This is a genomic window from Cupriavidus taiwanensis (genome assembly GCF_900250075.1).
Classification (GTDB): Bacteria; Pseudomonadota; Gammaproteobacteria; order Burkholderiales; family Burkholderiaceae; genus Cupriavidus; species Cupriavidus taiwanensis_C.
Map to the genome: position 1 here is coordinate 1,051,579 of NZ_LT977071.1, position 13,000 is coordinate 1,064,578.

A 13,000-nucleotide genomic window follows, 5' to 3' on the forward strand; every position below is an offset into this window, starting at 1 on the left:
TCAGCGCGCGCAGCTCAGTTCGATCTGCCGCACCGCTTCGCGCAACCTTGGCGCCACCTCGCGCTCCAGCAGGTTGTCGCGGTTGCGCGATGCCGCGATGGTGCAGTTCAGCGCGAACGGATCCTGGTGCAGCGACTGGCGCAACGGCGCCGCGATCGCATGGATCTCGGGCCGCCACTCGCCGCGGCTCAGGCAATAGCCGTGCGCGCGGAAGTGCTGCTGGTCCTCCGTCCACATCTGGCGCTCCTGGCTGAAGCGCTGCGGGTCTTCGACCCGCAGCCGGTTCAGCAGCGCCGTGCGCTCGTCCGCGCTGCACGCCAGCAGCACCGCGCGGCCGATCGCGCTGGCCAGCAGCGGGCGCGTGCTGCCGATGTCCGGCTGGTAGAAGTTGCCGGGATCCAGCCGGCAACTGTCGACGTAGACCACCGACAGGCGCTCGCGCATGCCCAGGTTCACGGTGCAGCCGGTCTCGCGCGCGATGGCCTCCATGTAGGGCCGGGCCACCTGGCGGATCGCCAGCCCGGCCAGCATCGGGTAAGCCAGCGCCAGCACCCCGGCGCCGAGCCGGTACTTCTGGTTGCCGGGCACGCGGCTGAGAAAGCCCAGCAGCCCCAGCGTGTACGTCAGCCGCGACACCGTCGCCTTGGGCAGCCCGGTGCGCGCCACGATGTCCTGATTGCCCAGCACCGGGCTGGACGGCGTGAACGCGCGCAGCACCTCCAGCCCGCGCGCCAGGTTGGTGGCGAACTGGCGGTCGGTGGCGAGGGCATCCTCGCTGGCCAGGCCTGGCAGGGGCAGAGGTTCCGGGTGGCGGTCCATGCTGTGCGGTGGTTGCTTGGGTTCCATGCTGGGATCCGGAAAAGGGGGCGTCAACGTTGTAGCACGACCGTTCCGCACAGCGAAACCGTACTTGCGCCCCGGCCGGCCGCCTGCCACCTTGCAGCGGACAACCCTGCCGCCGGAGACCCCCATGCCAGACCAGCACGCCCACCCTGTATCGCCCGCAGCAGCGGGCAACGGCCCGCTCGCCGGGTTGCGCATCCTCGACATGGCCACCGTGGTGGCGGCGCCGTTCTCCGCCACACTGTGCGCCGACATGGGGGCCGAGGTGGTCAAGCTGGAACTACCCGACGGCAGCGATCCGCTGCGCGGACTGGAGCCGGTCACCGAGGACCACGCGCTGTACTGGAAGGTGACCAACCGTGGCAAGCGCGGCATCTCGCTGGACGTGCGCACGCCGCGCGGCCGCGAGATCTTCCTGCGCCTGCTGCCGCGCTTCGACGTATTGGTGGAGAACTTCCGCACCGGCACGCTGGCGCGGTGGGGGCTGGATCTCGCCGCGCTGCATGCGGCCAACCCCAGGCTGATCGTGCTGCGGCTGACCGGCTTCGGCCAGACCGGGCCCGATGCGACGCGACCGGGGTTTGCCCGCATCTTTGAAGCCAGGAGCGGCTTCACCAACCTGGCCGGCACGGCGCAGAGCGGACCGATGCATATGAACTACCCGGTAGGCGACATGATCGCCGGCCTGTTCGGCGCCTTCGCCATCGCCACCGCGGTGGCGGAGCAGCGCGCCAATCCGGGCCAGCCCGGCCGCGAAATCGACCTGGCCGCCACCGAGGCGCTGTTCCGCCTGCTGGATCCGCTCGCCATCGAATACGAACAACTCGGCCATGTGCGCCAGCGCGCCGGCAACCGCACCACCTACGCCGCGCCGTCCAACATGTACCGCACGGCGGACGATACCTGGGTCACCGTGGTGGCCTCGTCCGACGCCACCTTCCGCCGGCTGGCCGAGGCCATGGGCGCGCCGCATCTCGCCCAGTCACCGGAGTACGCCAACAATGCCGGTCGCGTGCGCCATATCGAAGCCCTCGACGGCTGCATTGCCGAGTGGTTCGCCGCGCAGCCCTACGCCGCCGCCGCGGCGCGGCTGGAACAATGCCAGGTGCCGTTCAGCAAGGTGTTCAGCATCGCCGATATCGTCGAAGACCCGCAGATGGTGGCGCGCCAGGCCATCGTCAGGCTGCCCGATGCGGATTTGGGCACGGTGCCGGCCCCTTGCGTGGTGCCGCGGTTTTCGGGCTATGCGCCGACTTCCCCGCGTACCGGGCCGGATGTGGGGGAACACAATGCGGAGGTTTACGGGGAGTTGGGTATTGGGGAGGAGGAGTTGGCGCGGTTGCGGGGGGAGGGGGTGGTTTGACGTTGGCGGCCTATTGCTATACCGGAACTGGGCAACAGCCTGCAGGGGGCTGTTTCGCCGCGATCATAGGAGCAGCCCGGCGCGCCGCCTCCCCAGAATATGGGATGGGCAACACCGTGCGGCCGTGCGATGGGTACGGGCGGCGGCGTTTACCCTGAACGGACCCGCCGGGCCGTCCGCGCGCGGGCGGGATATGTCAGAATCCGCCGTCGTGCCGGCGCAACTTGCCCAACCAGCGCACCGCGCGGCAACACAGAGGGGCAGGGGCTCGCATCGCGGCGTGGCTCGGGAATACAGGCATGGCAAGCACAACAAGAGTCCTCATCGTCGAAGACGACCCCCTGGCGCTGCGCCGGCTGGTGCAGGCCGTCGACCTGCATGCGGCGGATGCCGTGGTGGCGGCCTGCGCCTCCACCGTGGCGGAGGCGCAGGCGTGGCTGGCGCAGCACCAGCCCGACGTGCTGCTGTGCGACCTCGGCCTGCCCGACGGCAGCGGCATCGACGTGATCCGCAACGCGCGCGAGCGCTATCGCGCCTGCGACTGCATGGTCGTGACGGTGTTCGGCGACGACCAGCATGTGCTGGCCAGCATCGAGGCCGGCGCCATCGGCTACCTGCTCAAGGACGAAACCACCGACCGCATCGCCGCCTCGATCGGCGAACTGCGCGCGGGCGGCTCGCCGATGAGCCCGCTGATCGCGCGGCAGGTGGTGAACCGGCTGCGCGGCACGCCGCCGGAGGCGGCGGCGCGCGATGCCGCGGCCCCTGGCGCGGTAGTGCTGTCGGCGCGCGAGAACGAGATCCTGGACCTGATCTCGCGCGGCTATACCTACGCCGAGACCGCGCGCTACCTGGGGCTGAGCGTCCATACCGTGCAATCGCACATCAAGAACATCTACGGCAAGCTGGCGGTGCGCTCGCGCGGTGAGGCCGTGTTCGAGGCGGCCAAGCTCGGCCTGCTCAAGTCCCTGTAGGCGCGCCATGCCGTCCTGGCCGCCGTCTCTGCGCACCGTGCTGGGCCTGCTGCTGGCGTGGACCAGCCTGCTGCTGCCCGGCATGGCGGCCGCGGACACCATGGCGCTGGCCGCGGCCACGAGATCCGCCACGCTCGCCGACGGCACCGTGCTGCCGGCGCTCCCGCTGACGCTGCCCGACTACTGGGACCGGGTGATGCCGGGCAAGTCCGGCACCGTGGTCTACGAACTGCGCTTCGACCGCAACTGGCCCGCGGCGGCGCCCGGCGGACTGTTCGTACCGTGGGCCGGCGGCAGCTACGAGGTACGCCTCAACGGCGTGCTGATCGCCGCCGGCGGCCGCCTGGACGCGCCGGCGTCGGCGCTGGCCAAGCGCCCCTACTACGTGGCCGTGCCGCCCGAACTGGCGAACGCGCACGGCAACCTGCTGCGCATCACCGTGGCCGCGCGCGCCTATGCGCGCTCGGGCCTGCTGCCGGTGACGGTGGGCCCGGCCGCCGAGGTGCGCGCGCAGTATGAGCGGGCCTTCCTGCTGCGCGTGGTCGGTCCGCTGATCGCGGCGGTGCTGAGCGTGGTGCTGGGCGGGCTGGCGCTGCTGATCTGGTGGCGCCAGCGCGATCCGCTGTTCGGCCTGTACGGGCTGGCCGAGGTTGCCTGGAGCGTGCGCCTGCTCGACTACTTCGTGGATGACCTTGCCATCCCGGCGGAAGTGCGCGGCTATGTCGTCGCTGCCGCGCGCGAGGTGTTCCTGGGCGCCATCGCCAGGTTCTGCCTGCTGGTGATCCGGGTGCCGTGGCGCTGGCTGCATCGCACCCTCAACGCTTACCTGTGGCTGGCGCTGCCGGTGCTTGCGCCGCTGGCCGCCATTTCCAGTCATCCGCTGGTGTTTCCGCTGAGCTGGCTGGTCAAGGTCGGCATCATCCTGACCGTGGCCGGCGCGATGGTGTGGGGCGCGCTGCGCCGGCCCAGCCGCGAGGCGACGCTGCTGGCCGTCACCGTGGGCGTGTCGGCGGTGCTGTTCCTGGCGGACTGGATCAAGGTCTGGCTGACCGGCGACTATTACTGGGTCCATTCGATGACCCGCTATGTCTCGGTGCCGTTCAGCGTGGTGATGGCGTGGATGCTGGTGGAACGCTACACCAGCGCGGTACAGAGCCTGCAGAACGCCAACCAGGTGCTGACCGAGCGCGTCGCGCAGCGCGAGGCGCAGCTGCGCGCGGCCTTTGCGCGCACGCAGAAGATTGCCGCCGAAGAAACCGCGCTGCGCGAACGCGGGCGCATCCTGCGCGACATGCACGACGGCCTGGGCAGCCAGCTGGTCACGACCTTGTCGATGCTGGAGTCGGGCAAGGCCAGCGGCCCGGAGGTGGCGACGCAGGTGCGGCATGCGCTGGATTCGCTCAAGCTTTCCATCGATGCGATGCAGGACACTGGCGGCGACCTGGCGGCGGTGCTGGGCAACCTGCGCTACCGGCTCGGGCCGCGCATCGCCGATGCCGGGCTGGAGATCCGCTGGGAGGTCGAACGCCTGCCGGCGCTGCCGCATTTCTCCGCGCGCAAGGTGCAAGAGCTGCAATACCTGCTGCTGGAAGGCATCACCAACGTGCTGCAGCATGCTGCGGCGCGCACGCTGACCGTGACCGCCCAGGCGGACACGCAGGCGATCCGCATCACGCTGGCCGACGACGGCCGCGGTTTCGATGCCGAGGCCACGCGCGGCGGGCGCGGGCTGCGCAATATGCAGGTGCGCGCCGCGGCGATCGGCGGCCGGCTGCAGATCCGCTCGGCGCCCGGCGGCACGGCGCTGACGGTGGAGGTGCCGCTGGCGCCGGCGCAGGGCGATGAGGCTGGCAGGCCAGGCGAAGGGGCCGCTTCCGTGGCATAGGGCCGGTTCCGGCTTACTGCGCCGCGCCCTTCGGCAGCAGCCGCACCGCCAGCGCAGCCAGGGCAGCGGCGGTGGCCAGCGCGGCCACGCCGGTCCAGCCGAAGCGCGCCAGCGCCAGGCTGCCGAGCGCCGCGCCGGCGGCCATGCCGGTGAACATGCAGACGAACAGCACCGCATTGAGGCGGCTGCGCGCGCCCGGGTCGATGCCATAGACGATGGTCTGGTGCGCGACCAGCGCCACCTGCACCCCCAGGTCGAATCCGATGGCGCTGGCGCCGATCAGCCACAGCTGCGCCTGCGGCGGCACCAGCGGGGTCAGCAGCATGGCGGCAAACGACAGCGCCGCCAGCGCCGCGCCCGCGCGGGTCACCCGTTCCGGGCCGCCGCGGTCGGCCAGGCGCCCGGCCAGCGGGGCCCCGAGCGCGCCGGCAGCCCCGGCCAGGCCGAACGCGCCGGCGGCCTCGCTGCCCAGGTGGAAGGGCGCGCCATGCAGCATCACCGCCAGCGTCGACCAGAACGCGCTGAAGCCCACCGCAAGCAGCCCCTGCGCCAGTGCCGCGCGGCGCAGCGCGCCATGCTGCCGCCACAGTGCCGCCAGCGAGGCCAGCAGGGCGCGGTACGGCAGCGTCGTTGCCGGGGCAAAGCGCGGCAGCTGGCGCCGCGCCACCAGCGCGACCGCGGCGATGCTGGCCGCCGCCAGCATGAACATCGCGCGCCAGCCGAAGTGCGCGGCGACGAAGCCGCTGACCACCCGCGACAGCAGGATGCCCAGCAGCAGCCCCGTCATCACGGTGCCGACCACCTTGCCGCGCTGCGCGGCCGGCGCCAGCGCGGCGGCGGCCGGCACGATGTCCTGGGCCAGCGTGGCGGACAGGCCCACCACCAGGCTCGACACCAGCAGCATGCCGATGCCCGGTGCCAGGCCCGCCAGCAGCAGCGCGCCGACCAGCGCCGCCGCCTTGGCCACGATGATATGGCGGCGGTCATAGCGGTCGCCCAGCGGCGCCAGCAGCAGGATGCCCAGCGCATAGCCGAGCTGCGTCAGGGTGGGGATGGCACCGGCGGTGGCATCCGTGGCGTGCAGGTCGGGGGCCATCACGCCGAGCATGGGTTGGCTGTAGTACAGCGAAGCCACCGCCAGGCCGGCGCCGGTGGCAAGCAGCAGGACCAGGCGGCCAGGCAGAGCCGGGCTGGCCAGCCCGGCGGCGGGCAAGGTTGCGGGAACAGGGGACATGGCGGGTTTGCGCGGTTCGCAATAGGGTTGGGATGGCCCGAAGTGTTGTCCACGCGCGCCGATTCTGGTAGACGTGCGGGATGAACAATGGCTATACGAGACGCGTATGAAAGGCCAGCCAGCCACCAACCCGAGCGCAGCCCCTGCCGCCGCCATCCGCGGTGCGCCCGGCGCTGATCGCATCGACCTGATGCAGACCTTCGTGCGCATCGTCGAGGCCGGCAGCCTGTCGCTGGCCGCCGCGCAGCTGCAGACCACCCAGCCCACCATCAGCCGGCGCCTGCAGACACTGGAGCGGCTGCTGGGCGTGCGCCTGCTGCAGCGGTCCACGCATGCGATGAAGCTGACCGAAGACGGCGCGCGCTGCTACGAGCGCGCGCGCGAACTGGTGGCCGACTGGGCCCGCTTCGAGGCCGACGTGCGCGGCGTCGGCCACGCCCCCAGCGGCACGCTGCGCGTGGTGGTGCCGCACGCGTTCGGGCAGGAGGTGCTGGTGGGCCCGCTGGCGGACTACCTGCGGCAATATCCGCAGGTCGCGGTCGAATGGCTGCTGCACGACCGGACCCCGGATTTCATCGCCGAAGCGATCGATTGCGCGATCCACGTGGGCGAGGTGCATGAACCCGGCCTGGTGGCCGTGCGCCTGGCGGAAGTGCCGCGCGCGGTCATCGCCGCGCCATCGCTGTTCGACGGCAAGCCGCTGCCGCGCCGGCCGCAGGACCTGGAAGGCCTGCCCTGGCTGGCGCTGCGCACGTTCTACCGCAACGAGATCGTGCTGCAGAACCTGCAGACCGAGGCGCGCCAGGGCCTGTCGTTCGCGCCGCGCATGAGCACCGACAGCCTGTACGCGCTGCATGCGGCAGCCCGGCTGGGACTGGGCGTGGCCGTGGGCTCGTCGTGGATCTTTGCCGACGACATCGCCAGCGGCCGGCTGTTGCACCTGCTGCCGCAATGGCAGGCCGATCCGCTGCCGATCTACCTGGTCTATCCGCATGCGCGCTTCTATCCGGCCAAGCTGCGCCTGTTCGCCGACGCCATGCGGCAGGCCATCCCGACCGCCGGCATGGTCGAACGCAGGCGCGTGCCGCGCGGGCGCGGCGCGGGCCGGATGCCACAAGCGCGCCGATAACGCCTATCCTGTATCGGCCACTACATCCGCCGCGGGCAACCCCGCGCTCCGACATCATGGTGCCTGCGTGATCCGCCGCGTCTTTCCCAGGTTTCGGACAAGGGGCCGCATGTTCGCGTTTGCCGCCGCCATCGTGTTGCTTGCCCTGGCGGGCATCGTCGCCTACAACCTGGTCGGCGCCGAGAAGCGCATCGAGCGCCGCCTCGACCGCCTCTACAGCCTGGAAGACCCGCAGTTCGCGCGCGAGCTGGGCGTGTTGCTGGGCCCGCCGGTGGTCGATGGCAACCGCTACCGCGTGCTCAGGAACGGCGACGAGATTTTCCCGGCGATGCTGGGCGCGATCCGCGCCGCGCAGAAGACCATCAACTTCGAGTCGTATATCTACTGGTCGGGCGATATCGGCCATGATTTCGCACAGGCACTGGCCGAGCGCGCCAGGGCTGGCGTCAGCGTCAAGGTGCTGCTGGACGCGGTCGGCAGTTCCAAGATCGACAAGGGCGCGCTCGAACTGATGACCCGTGCCGGCGTGGATGTGCGCCGCTACCATCCGGTGCGCTGGTACACCATCGGCAAGCTCAACAACCGCACCCACCGCAAGCTGCTGGTGGTCGACGGCCGCATCGGCTTTACCGGCGGCGTCGGCATCGCGCCGGAGTGGACCGGCCATGCGCAGGACCCCGACCACTGGCGCGATACGCATTTCGAGGTGGAAGGCCCGGTGGTCGGCCAGATGCAGTCGGTGTTCCTGGACAACTGGATCAAGGTCAGCGGCGCGGTGCCGCACGGCCCCGACTACTTTCCCGAGCTGGCGCCGGTCGGCAATGGGCGGGCGCAGATGTTCAGCAGCTCGCCGACGGGCGGCAGCGAGAGCATGGCGCTGATGTACCACCTGGCGATCACCGCCGCGGCGCGCACCATCGATTTGTCCGCGGCATATTTCGTTCCCGACGCGCTCACCGAGAAGGCATTGCTGGCGGCGCTGGCAAGAGGTGTCCGGGTGCGGGTGATCGTGCCGGGCGAGCATATCGACTCGGAAACCGTGCGCTCGGCGTCGCGGGCGCGCTGGGGCGAACTGCTGAAGGCCGGCGCGCTGATCGCCGAGTACGCGCCGACCATGTACCACTGCAAGGTGCTGATCATCGATGACCTGCTGGTCTCGGTGGGGTCCACCAACTTCGACAACCGCTCGTTCCGCCTCAATGACGAGGCCACGCTCAACATCCTTGACGCGACGTTTGCCGCGCAGCAGACGCGGATCTTCGAGGAAGACCTGAAGCGGTCGCGGGCGATGACCTATGAGGCGTGGCGCAACCGTCCATGGCGGGAACGGCTGCGCGACCGCCTGGCCTCGCTGATCGGCGCTCAGCTGTAACCCGCCGGCGATGCCCGAAAAAACGCCCGCCAACAGGGCGGCATGCCCCTGATCGGCGCGCGTTCTGCCCAACTTCAGCGCTTTGGTCGCACCGCATTTGCGCATGGTCAAAAACCCGGACATCTGCGCTTCAGCACCGCCAAGCCGGGCCGATAGCAGGGGAAACCCAGCCCCTCCGAGACCATCGATGCCCCCCTTCTTCCTTCCCGCCGAACGCCTGATGGCGCGCCTGAATATCCGCCGCAAGCTGGCCTTGATTGCCGTGCTGTTCCTGGTGCCGCTGGTCGGCGCGCTGTCCGTGGCGCTGCGCGACGCGGCGCAGGCGCGCAGCGCCACCAGCCAGGAGATACGCGGGCTGGCGGTGGTCGGGCACGCGCTCGACTTCATGCGCGAGGTCCAGGTCCGGCGTGGCGCCGCGAATGCGGTGCTGTCCGGCAATGCCGCCTTCCGCGCCACCTTCGACAAGGCCGATCGGCAGGCAGCGGCCAGCCTTGCCGCACTGGCGCGCAGCATTGCGCAGAATCCCGACTTTGCACTCGCCCCCGGCATGGGCCAGCTGGAGCAGGACTGGCAGCAATTGCGCGGGCCTGGGCTGGACACCGCGGCGGGGCCGCTGTTCGAGCGCCACAGCGCGCTGGTTCGGCAGACACAGGCGTATATCGCCGACGTGGCCGAGCGCTCGCAACTGGCGCTGGACAGCGAGGCCGGCTCGTACTACCTGGTCAGCCTGCTGGCGGGACCGCTGCCGCAACTGGCGGAACAGAGCGCGCTGGCGCGCGGGCGCGGCGCCGGCATCATCGCGCAGGGCGGATACGCCAACGCCGCGCAGCAGGCGGGACTGGGTGCCTTGGCCGAACAGATCCGCGCAGGGCTGGACACGATACGGCGCGATATCGCTCGCGTCGGCAAGGCCGCGCCCGCTTACCGTACGCGCATCGATGCCGCGCTGACACGGCTGGAGGCGATGGACCGCTTCCATCGCACGCTGCAGGTGCGCATGCTGGGCGCGGCCGGCATCGACATCGAGGCCAGGGCCTATTTCGACGAAGCCACCGCCGCTATCGAAGGCGTGGCGGAAGCCAGCCGCGAATTCGCCGCGATTGCCGCCGGGATGCTGGCACAGCGTGCCGCGGCGCAGGCCCGGCAGATCGCGTGGCTGGCCGGCATTGCGCTGGTGACGGTGGGCGCTGCGTTCTACCTGTTCATCGGCTTCAGCCGCGGCATGCGTGCCGACGTGCGCGAGGTCGCCGCGATGGTCGCGCGCATCAATGCGGGCGACCTGACCGCGCGCCTCGCGGTGAACGGGCGCGACGAGCTGAGCGAGATCAAGCGGCACCTGCTGGCGCTGGCCGCTGGCTGGCGCACGCTGATCGGCGACACCAAGGCCGGTGCGCACAACGTGCTGGCCGCGGCCGCCGATATCGCGCAGGGCAATATCGACCTGTCGCAGCGCACCGAGCAGCAGGCGTCGTCGCTGGAGCAGACCGCGGCCAGCATGGAGCAGCTGACCGCCACCGTGCAGCAGAATGCCGGCAATGCCGCGCAGGCCAGCGCGCTGGCGCGCGAGGCGTCTGCCGCGGCGCGCGCCGGCGGCGACGCGGTCGGCCGCATGCAGCAGACCATGCAGGCGATCGACGCCGACTCGAGGCGCATCGCCGACATCATCGCGGTGATCGACGGCATTGCCTTCCAGACCAATATCCTGGCGCTGAACGCGGCGGTGGAAGCGGCGCGCGCCGGCGAGGCCGGCCGCGGCTTTGCCGTGGTGGCCAGCGAAGTGCGCGGGCTGGCGCAGCGCACCGGCGCCTCGGCCAAGGAGATCCGCATGCTGATCTCGCAATCCGGCGAGCGCGTGGCCGCCGGCAACACGCTGGCGCTGGACGTTGCCGGGACCATGGCCGGCACCGTCGCCGCCATCGGCCGGGTCACGGCAATGATGGATGAGATCAGCCAGGCCTCGCGCGAGCAGAGCAGCGGCATCGGCCAGGTCAACCAGGCGGTGGCGCAGATGGACCAGGTCACGCAGCAGAACGCGGCGCTGGTGGAGCAGGCCGCGGCCGCGGCGCAGTCATTGCAGGAGCAGGCGCTGCAGATGCAGCGGGCGGTGGCGGTGTTCCGCACCGAGGCGCAGGCGGACTGATGCCGTTGGCGCAGGCTTAGCGCCGCAGCAGCCAGATCACCACCGAAACCACCACCGACACCAGGATGCAGGTCGTGATCGGCAGGTAGAAGCTGAAGCCGTCGCGGACGATGTGGATATCGCCGGGCAGGCGGCCAAGGCGGTCGAACGGCAATTTGGCGAGCCAGGGCCAGGCGGCGCCGGCGGCAAGAAGCACGGCGCCCAGGATGAGTAACAGGCGTTGCATGGGATGGGAGATGGTGAGGCCAGCTTGAGCATTTGACCGGCGGATGGACGCGTTGATTCCGGCCTGCTGGGGGCGCCAGGTTCCTGATTTCACGGATTCCCGGAATGTAAATTGAAGGCTGGCGCTTTCGATATGAAATTTCCTTATTCATCAGCCCCGGTCCGGTGGAAAATTTCACGATCACACCAGGTCATGGAAAAAAATATCTTCCAATTGTCCTGGGAGTAGATTGAGAGCCGCATAAGGCCGGAATTGCTGGTGAATCCTGGCTCCGAAATCTGACTGCTTTTGCCGGGTTAACGCCAATTCTTGGCCCCGATCCCCGTTGCCTAAGATGCGTTCAATTAGAGAACGTTGGTTCGCTATTAGAACAAATTCCTAGCGCTGGTCGTGCCTGCTTACAGGCCGACTGCGCGAGTTCCAAGGCAGACGGAGACAACAGTGCCTCAATCCCTCCCCTCCAAGGCTGGCGTCGCGGACGTCCAGGCCCTGATCGACGGACAGCGATTCACTGGCTACCAGTGGCTCATTCTTGTGCTGTGCTTCCTGGTGGTTGCCGTCGACGGTTTCGATACCGCCGCCATCGGGTATATCGCGCCGGCGCTGGTGCAGGACTGGGGGATCGAGAAATCGGCGCTCGGGCCCGTCATGAGCGCGGCGCTGTTCGGCCTGGCTTTCGGCGCGATCTTTGCCGGTCCGCTGGCCGACCGCATCGGCCGCAAGAAGGTGCTGGTGCTGTCGGTGTTCTTCTTTGGCGCCTGCAGCCTGGCCACGGCCTACGCGCCCACGCTGGGCTGGCTGACGGTGCTGCGCTTCCTGACCGGCCTGGGCCTGGGCGCCGCCATGCCCAATGCCGTGACGCTCACCGCCGAGTTCGCGCCGCAACGCCGCCGGGCGGTGCTGGTCAACACCATGTTCTGCGGCTTTCCGCTCGGCTCCGCCGCCGGCGGCTTTGTCGCCGCCGCGATGATCCCGCACTTCGGCTGGCACAGCGTGCTGCTGCTCGGCGGCATCGTGCCGCTTGCGCTCGCGCTGCTGCTGGTGGCGCTGCTGCCTGAGTCGGTGCGCTACATGGTGGTACGCAACTATCCCGCCGACCAGATCCGCCAGCTGCTGCGGCGCGTGACCGGCGCGGACGTGGGGGCAGCGAATGCCTTCATCGTCGGCGAGCAGGCGCCCGCGACCCGCTCCGCCATTGGCACGGTGCTGGCGCCGGGCTATCGCCTGGGTTCGGCGATGCTGTGGTGCACCTACTTCATGGGCCTGGTCATCTTCTACCTGCTGACGAGCTGGATGCCCACGCTGATGAAGGACGCCGGCTTCTCGATCCAGCACGCGTCATTCCTGACGGCGCTGTTCCCGCTCGGCGGCGGCATCGGCACCATCGCGGCCGGCTGGTTCATGGACCGTTTCAATCCGAACAAGGTGATTGCCATCACCTACGCGGCCACCGGCGTGCTGATCTACGCCGTGGGCCAGGGCACCGGCAGCCAGGTGCTGCTAGGCGTGCTGATCTTCCTCGCCGGCACCGCGATGAACGGGGCGCAGTCGTCGATGCCGTCGCTGGCGGCGGCGTTCTACCCGACACAGGGCCGGGCCACCGGGGTGGCGTGGATGCTGGGCATCGGCCGCTTCGGCGGCATCACCGGGGCGTTGCTCGGTGCCGAACTGCTGCGCCTGCATCTCGGCTTCGACACCATCTTTACGCTGCTCGCCGTGCCGGCATTCCTGGCCGCCGGTGCGCTGGTGGTCAAGCATGTCAGCGGCAGCCGTGCGCCAGTTGCCGATGCCGCCGGCAGCGCCGGCGTGGCCGCTCACTGAGACCTCACTGAGC

General features: G+C 69.9%; 10 protein-coding genes. 7 read left to right on the forward strand and 3 right to left on the reverse strand.

Annotated features, from left to right (window positions below; all coding sequences use genetic code 11):
- Positions 1 to 846, reverse strand: a complete 846-nt coding sequence (locus CBM2588_RS21170; RefSeq protein WP_439897455.1) for an IclR family transcriptional regulator — start codon at positions 844 to 846, stop codon at positions 1 to 3.
- 124 nt (positions 847 to 970) lie between these two features.
- Between CBM2588_RS21170 and CBM2588_RS21175 the strand changes: the two genes are divergently transcribed.
- The 3 genes from CBM2588_RS21175 to CBM2588_RS21185 all read left to right on the forward strand — a co-directional run bounded on the left by CBM2588_RS21175 (position 971) and on the right by CBM2588_RS21185 (position 5,065).
- On the forward strand, positions 971 to 2,206 hold the full coding sequence (locus CBM2588_RS21175; protein WP_115682332.1) for a CaiB/BaiF CoA transferase family protein: 1,236 nt from the start codon (positions 971 to 973) through the stop codon (positions 2,204 to 2,206).
- A 299-nt stretch (positions 2,207 to 2,505) separates the two neighbouring features.
- Entirely contained in the window at positions 2,506 to 3,180 is a 675-nt protein-coding gene (locus tag CBM2588_RS21180) for a response regulator (RefSeq protein ID WP_115682333.1), read from the forward strand.
- Between the two features lie 7 nt (positions 3,181 to 3,187).
- A complete protein-coding gene (locus tag CBM2588_RS21185; protein WP_115682334.1) occupies positions 3,188 to 5,065 on the forward strand; it encodes a sensor histidine kinase in 1,878 nt (625 codons plus the stop codon).
- Positions 5,066 to 5,078: 13 nt separating this feature from the next.
- On the opposite strand, the gene CBM2588_RS21190 is transcribed toward CBM2588_RS21185, so the two are convergent.
- Positions 5,079 to 6,299: an MFS transporter gene (locus tag CBM2588_RS21190; protein ID WP_115682335.1), complete on the reverse strand. Its 1,221-nt coding sequence runs from the start codon at positions 6,297 to 6,299 to the stop codon at positions 5,079 to 5,081.
- Positions 6,300 to 6,405: 106 nt separating this feature from the next.
- Here CBM2588_RS21190 and CBM2588_RS21195 point away from each other — a divergent pair, with 106 nt between their 5' ends.
- From CBM2588_RS21195 to CBM2588_RS21205, 3 genes are all read left to right on the forward strand, one after another.
- The gene (locus CBM2588_RS21195) at positions 6,406 to 7,428 is read left to right on the forward strand and encodes a LysR family transcriptional regulator (protein WP_115682336.1); all 1,023 of its coding nucleotides are present in this window, start codon (positions 6,406 to 6,408) and stop codon (positions 7,426 to 7,428) included.
- A 109-nt stretch (positions 7,429 to 7,537) separates the two neighbouring features.
- Entirely contained in the window at positions 7,538 to 8,800 is a 1,263-nt protein-coding gene (locus CBM2588_RS21200) for a phospholipase D-like domain-containing protein (protein WP_115682337.1), read from the forward strand.
- A 187-nt stretch (positions 8,801 to 8,987) separates the two neighbouring features.
- Positions 8,988 to 10,940 carry a methyl-accepting chemotaxis protein gene (locus CBM2588_RS21205; protein WP_115682338.1) on the forward strand — a complete coding sequence of 651 codons (1,953 nt, stop codon included), beginning with the start codon at positions 8,988 to 8,990 and terminating at the stop codon, positions 10,938 to 10,940.
- A 16-nt stretch (positions 10,941 to 10,956) separates the two neighbouring features.
- Here the strand turns inward: CBM2588_RS21205 and CBM2588_RS21210 are convergent, their stop codons facing one another.
- Positions 10,957 to 11,166: a DUF2905 domain-containing protein gene (locus CBM2588_RS21210; RefSeq protein ID WP_115682339.1), complete on the reverse strand. Its 210-nt coding sequence runs from the start codon at positions 11,164 to 11,166 to the stop codon at positions 10,957 to 10,959.
- 441 nt (positions 11,167 to 11,607) lie between these two features.
- Here CBM2588_RS21210 and CBM2588_RS21215 point away from each other — a divergent pair, with 441 nt between their 5' ends.
- Positions 11,608 to 12,987, forward strand: coding sequence for an MFS transporter (locus CBM2588_RS21215; RefSeq protein WP_115682340.1), 1,380 nt, complete (start codon positions 11,608 to 11,610; stop codon positions 12,985 to 12,987).
- Positions 12,988 to 13,000: the final 13 nt, after the last annotated feature.

Coding starts and splice junctions, on each gene's coding strand:
- CBM2588_RS21170 (WP_439897455.1), bottom strand. CDS start 846: ATGGAACCCAAGCAACCACCGCACAGCATGGACCGCCACCCGGAACCT.
- CBM2588_RS21175 (WP_115682332.1), top strand. CDS start 971: ATGCCAGACCAGCACGCCCACCCTGTATCGCCCGCAGCAGCGGGCAAC.
- CBM2588_RS21180 (WP_115682333.1), top strand. CDS start 2,506: ATGGCAAGCACAACAAGAGTCCTCATCGTCGAAGACGACCCCCTGGCG.
- CBM2588_RS21185 (WP_115682334.1), top strand. CDS start 3,188: ATGCCGTCCTGGCCGCCGTCTCTGCGCACCGTGCTGGGCCTGCTGCTG.
- CBM2588_RS21190 (WP_115682335.1), bottom strand. CDS start 6,299: ATGTCCCCTGTTCCCGCAACCTTGCCCGCCGCCGGGCTGGCCAGCCCG.
- CBM2588_RS21195 (WP_115682336.1), top strand. CDS start 6,406: ATGAAAGGCCAGCCAGCCACCAACCCGAGCGCAGCCCCTGCCGCCGCC.
- CBM2588_RS21200 (WP_115682337.1), top strand. CDS start 7,538: ATGTTCGCGTTTGCCGCCGCCATCGTGTTGCTTGCCCTGGCGGGCATC.
- CBM2588_RS21205 (WP_115682338.1), top strand. CDS start 8,988: ATGCCCCCCTTCTTCCTTCCCGCCGAACGCCTGATGGCGCGCCTGAAT.
- CBM2588_RS21210 (WP_115682339.1), bottom strand. CDS start 11,166: ATGCAACGCCTGTTACTCATCCTGGGCGCCGTGCTTCTTGCCGCCGGC.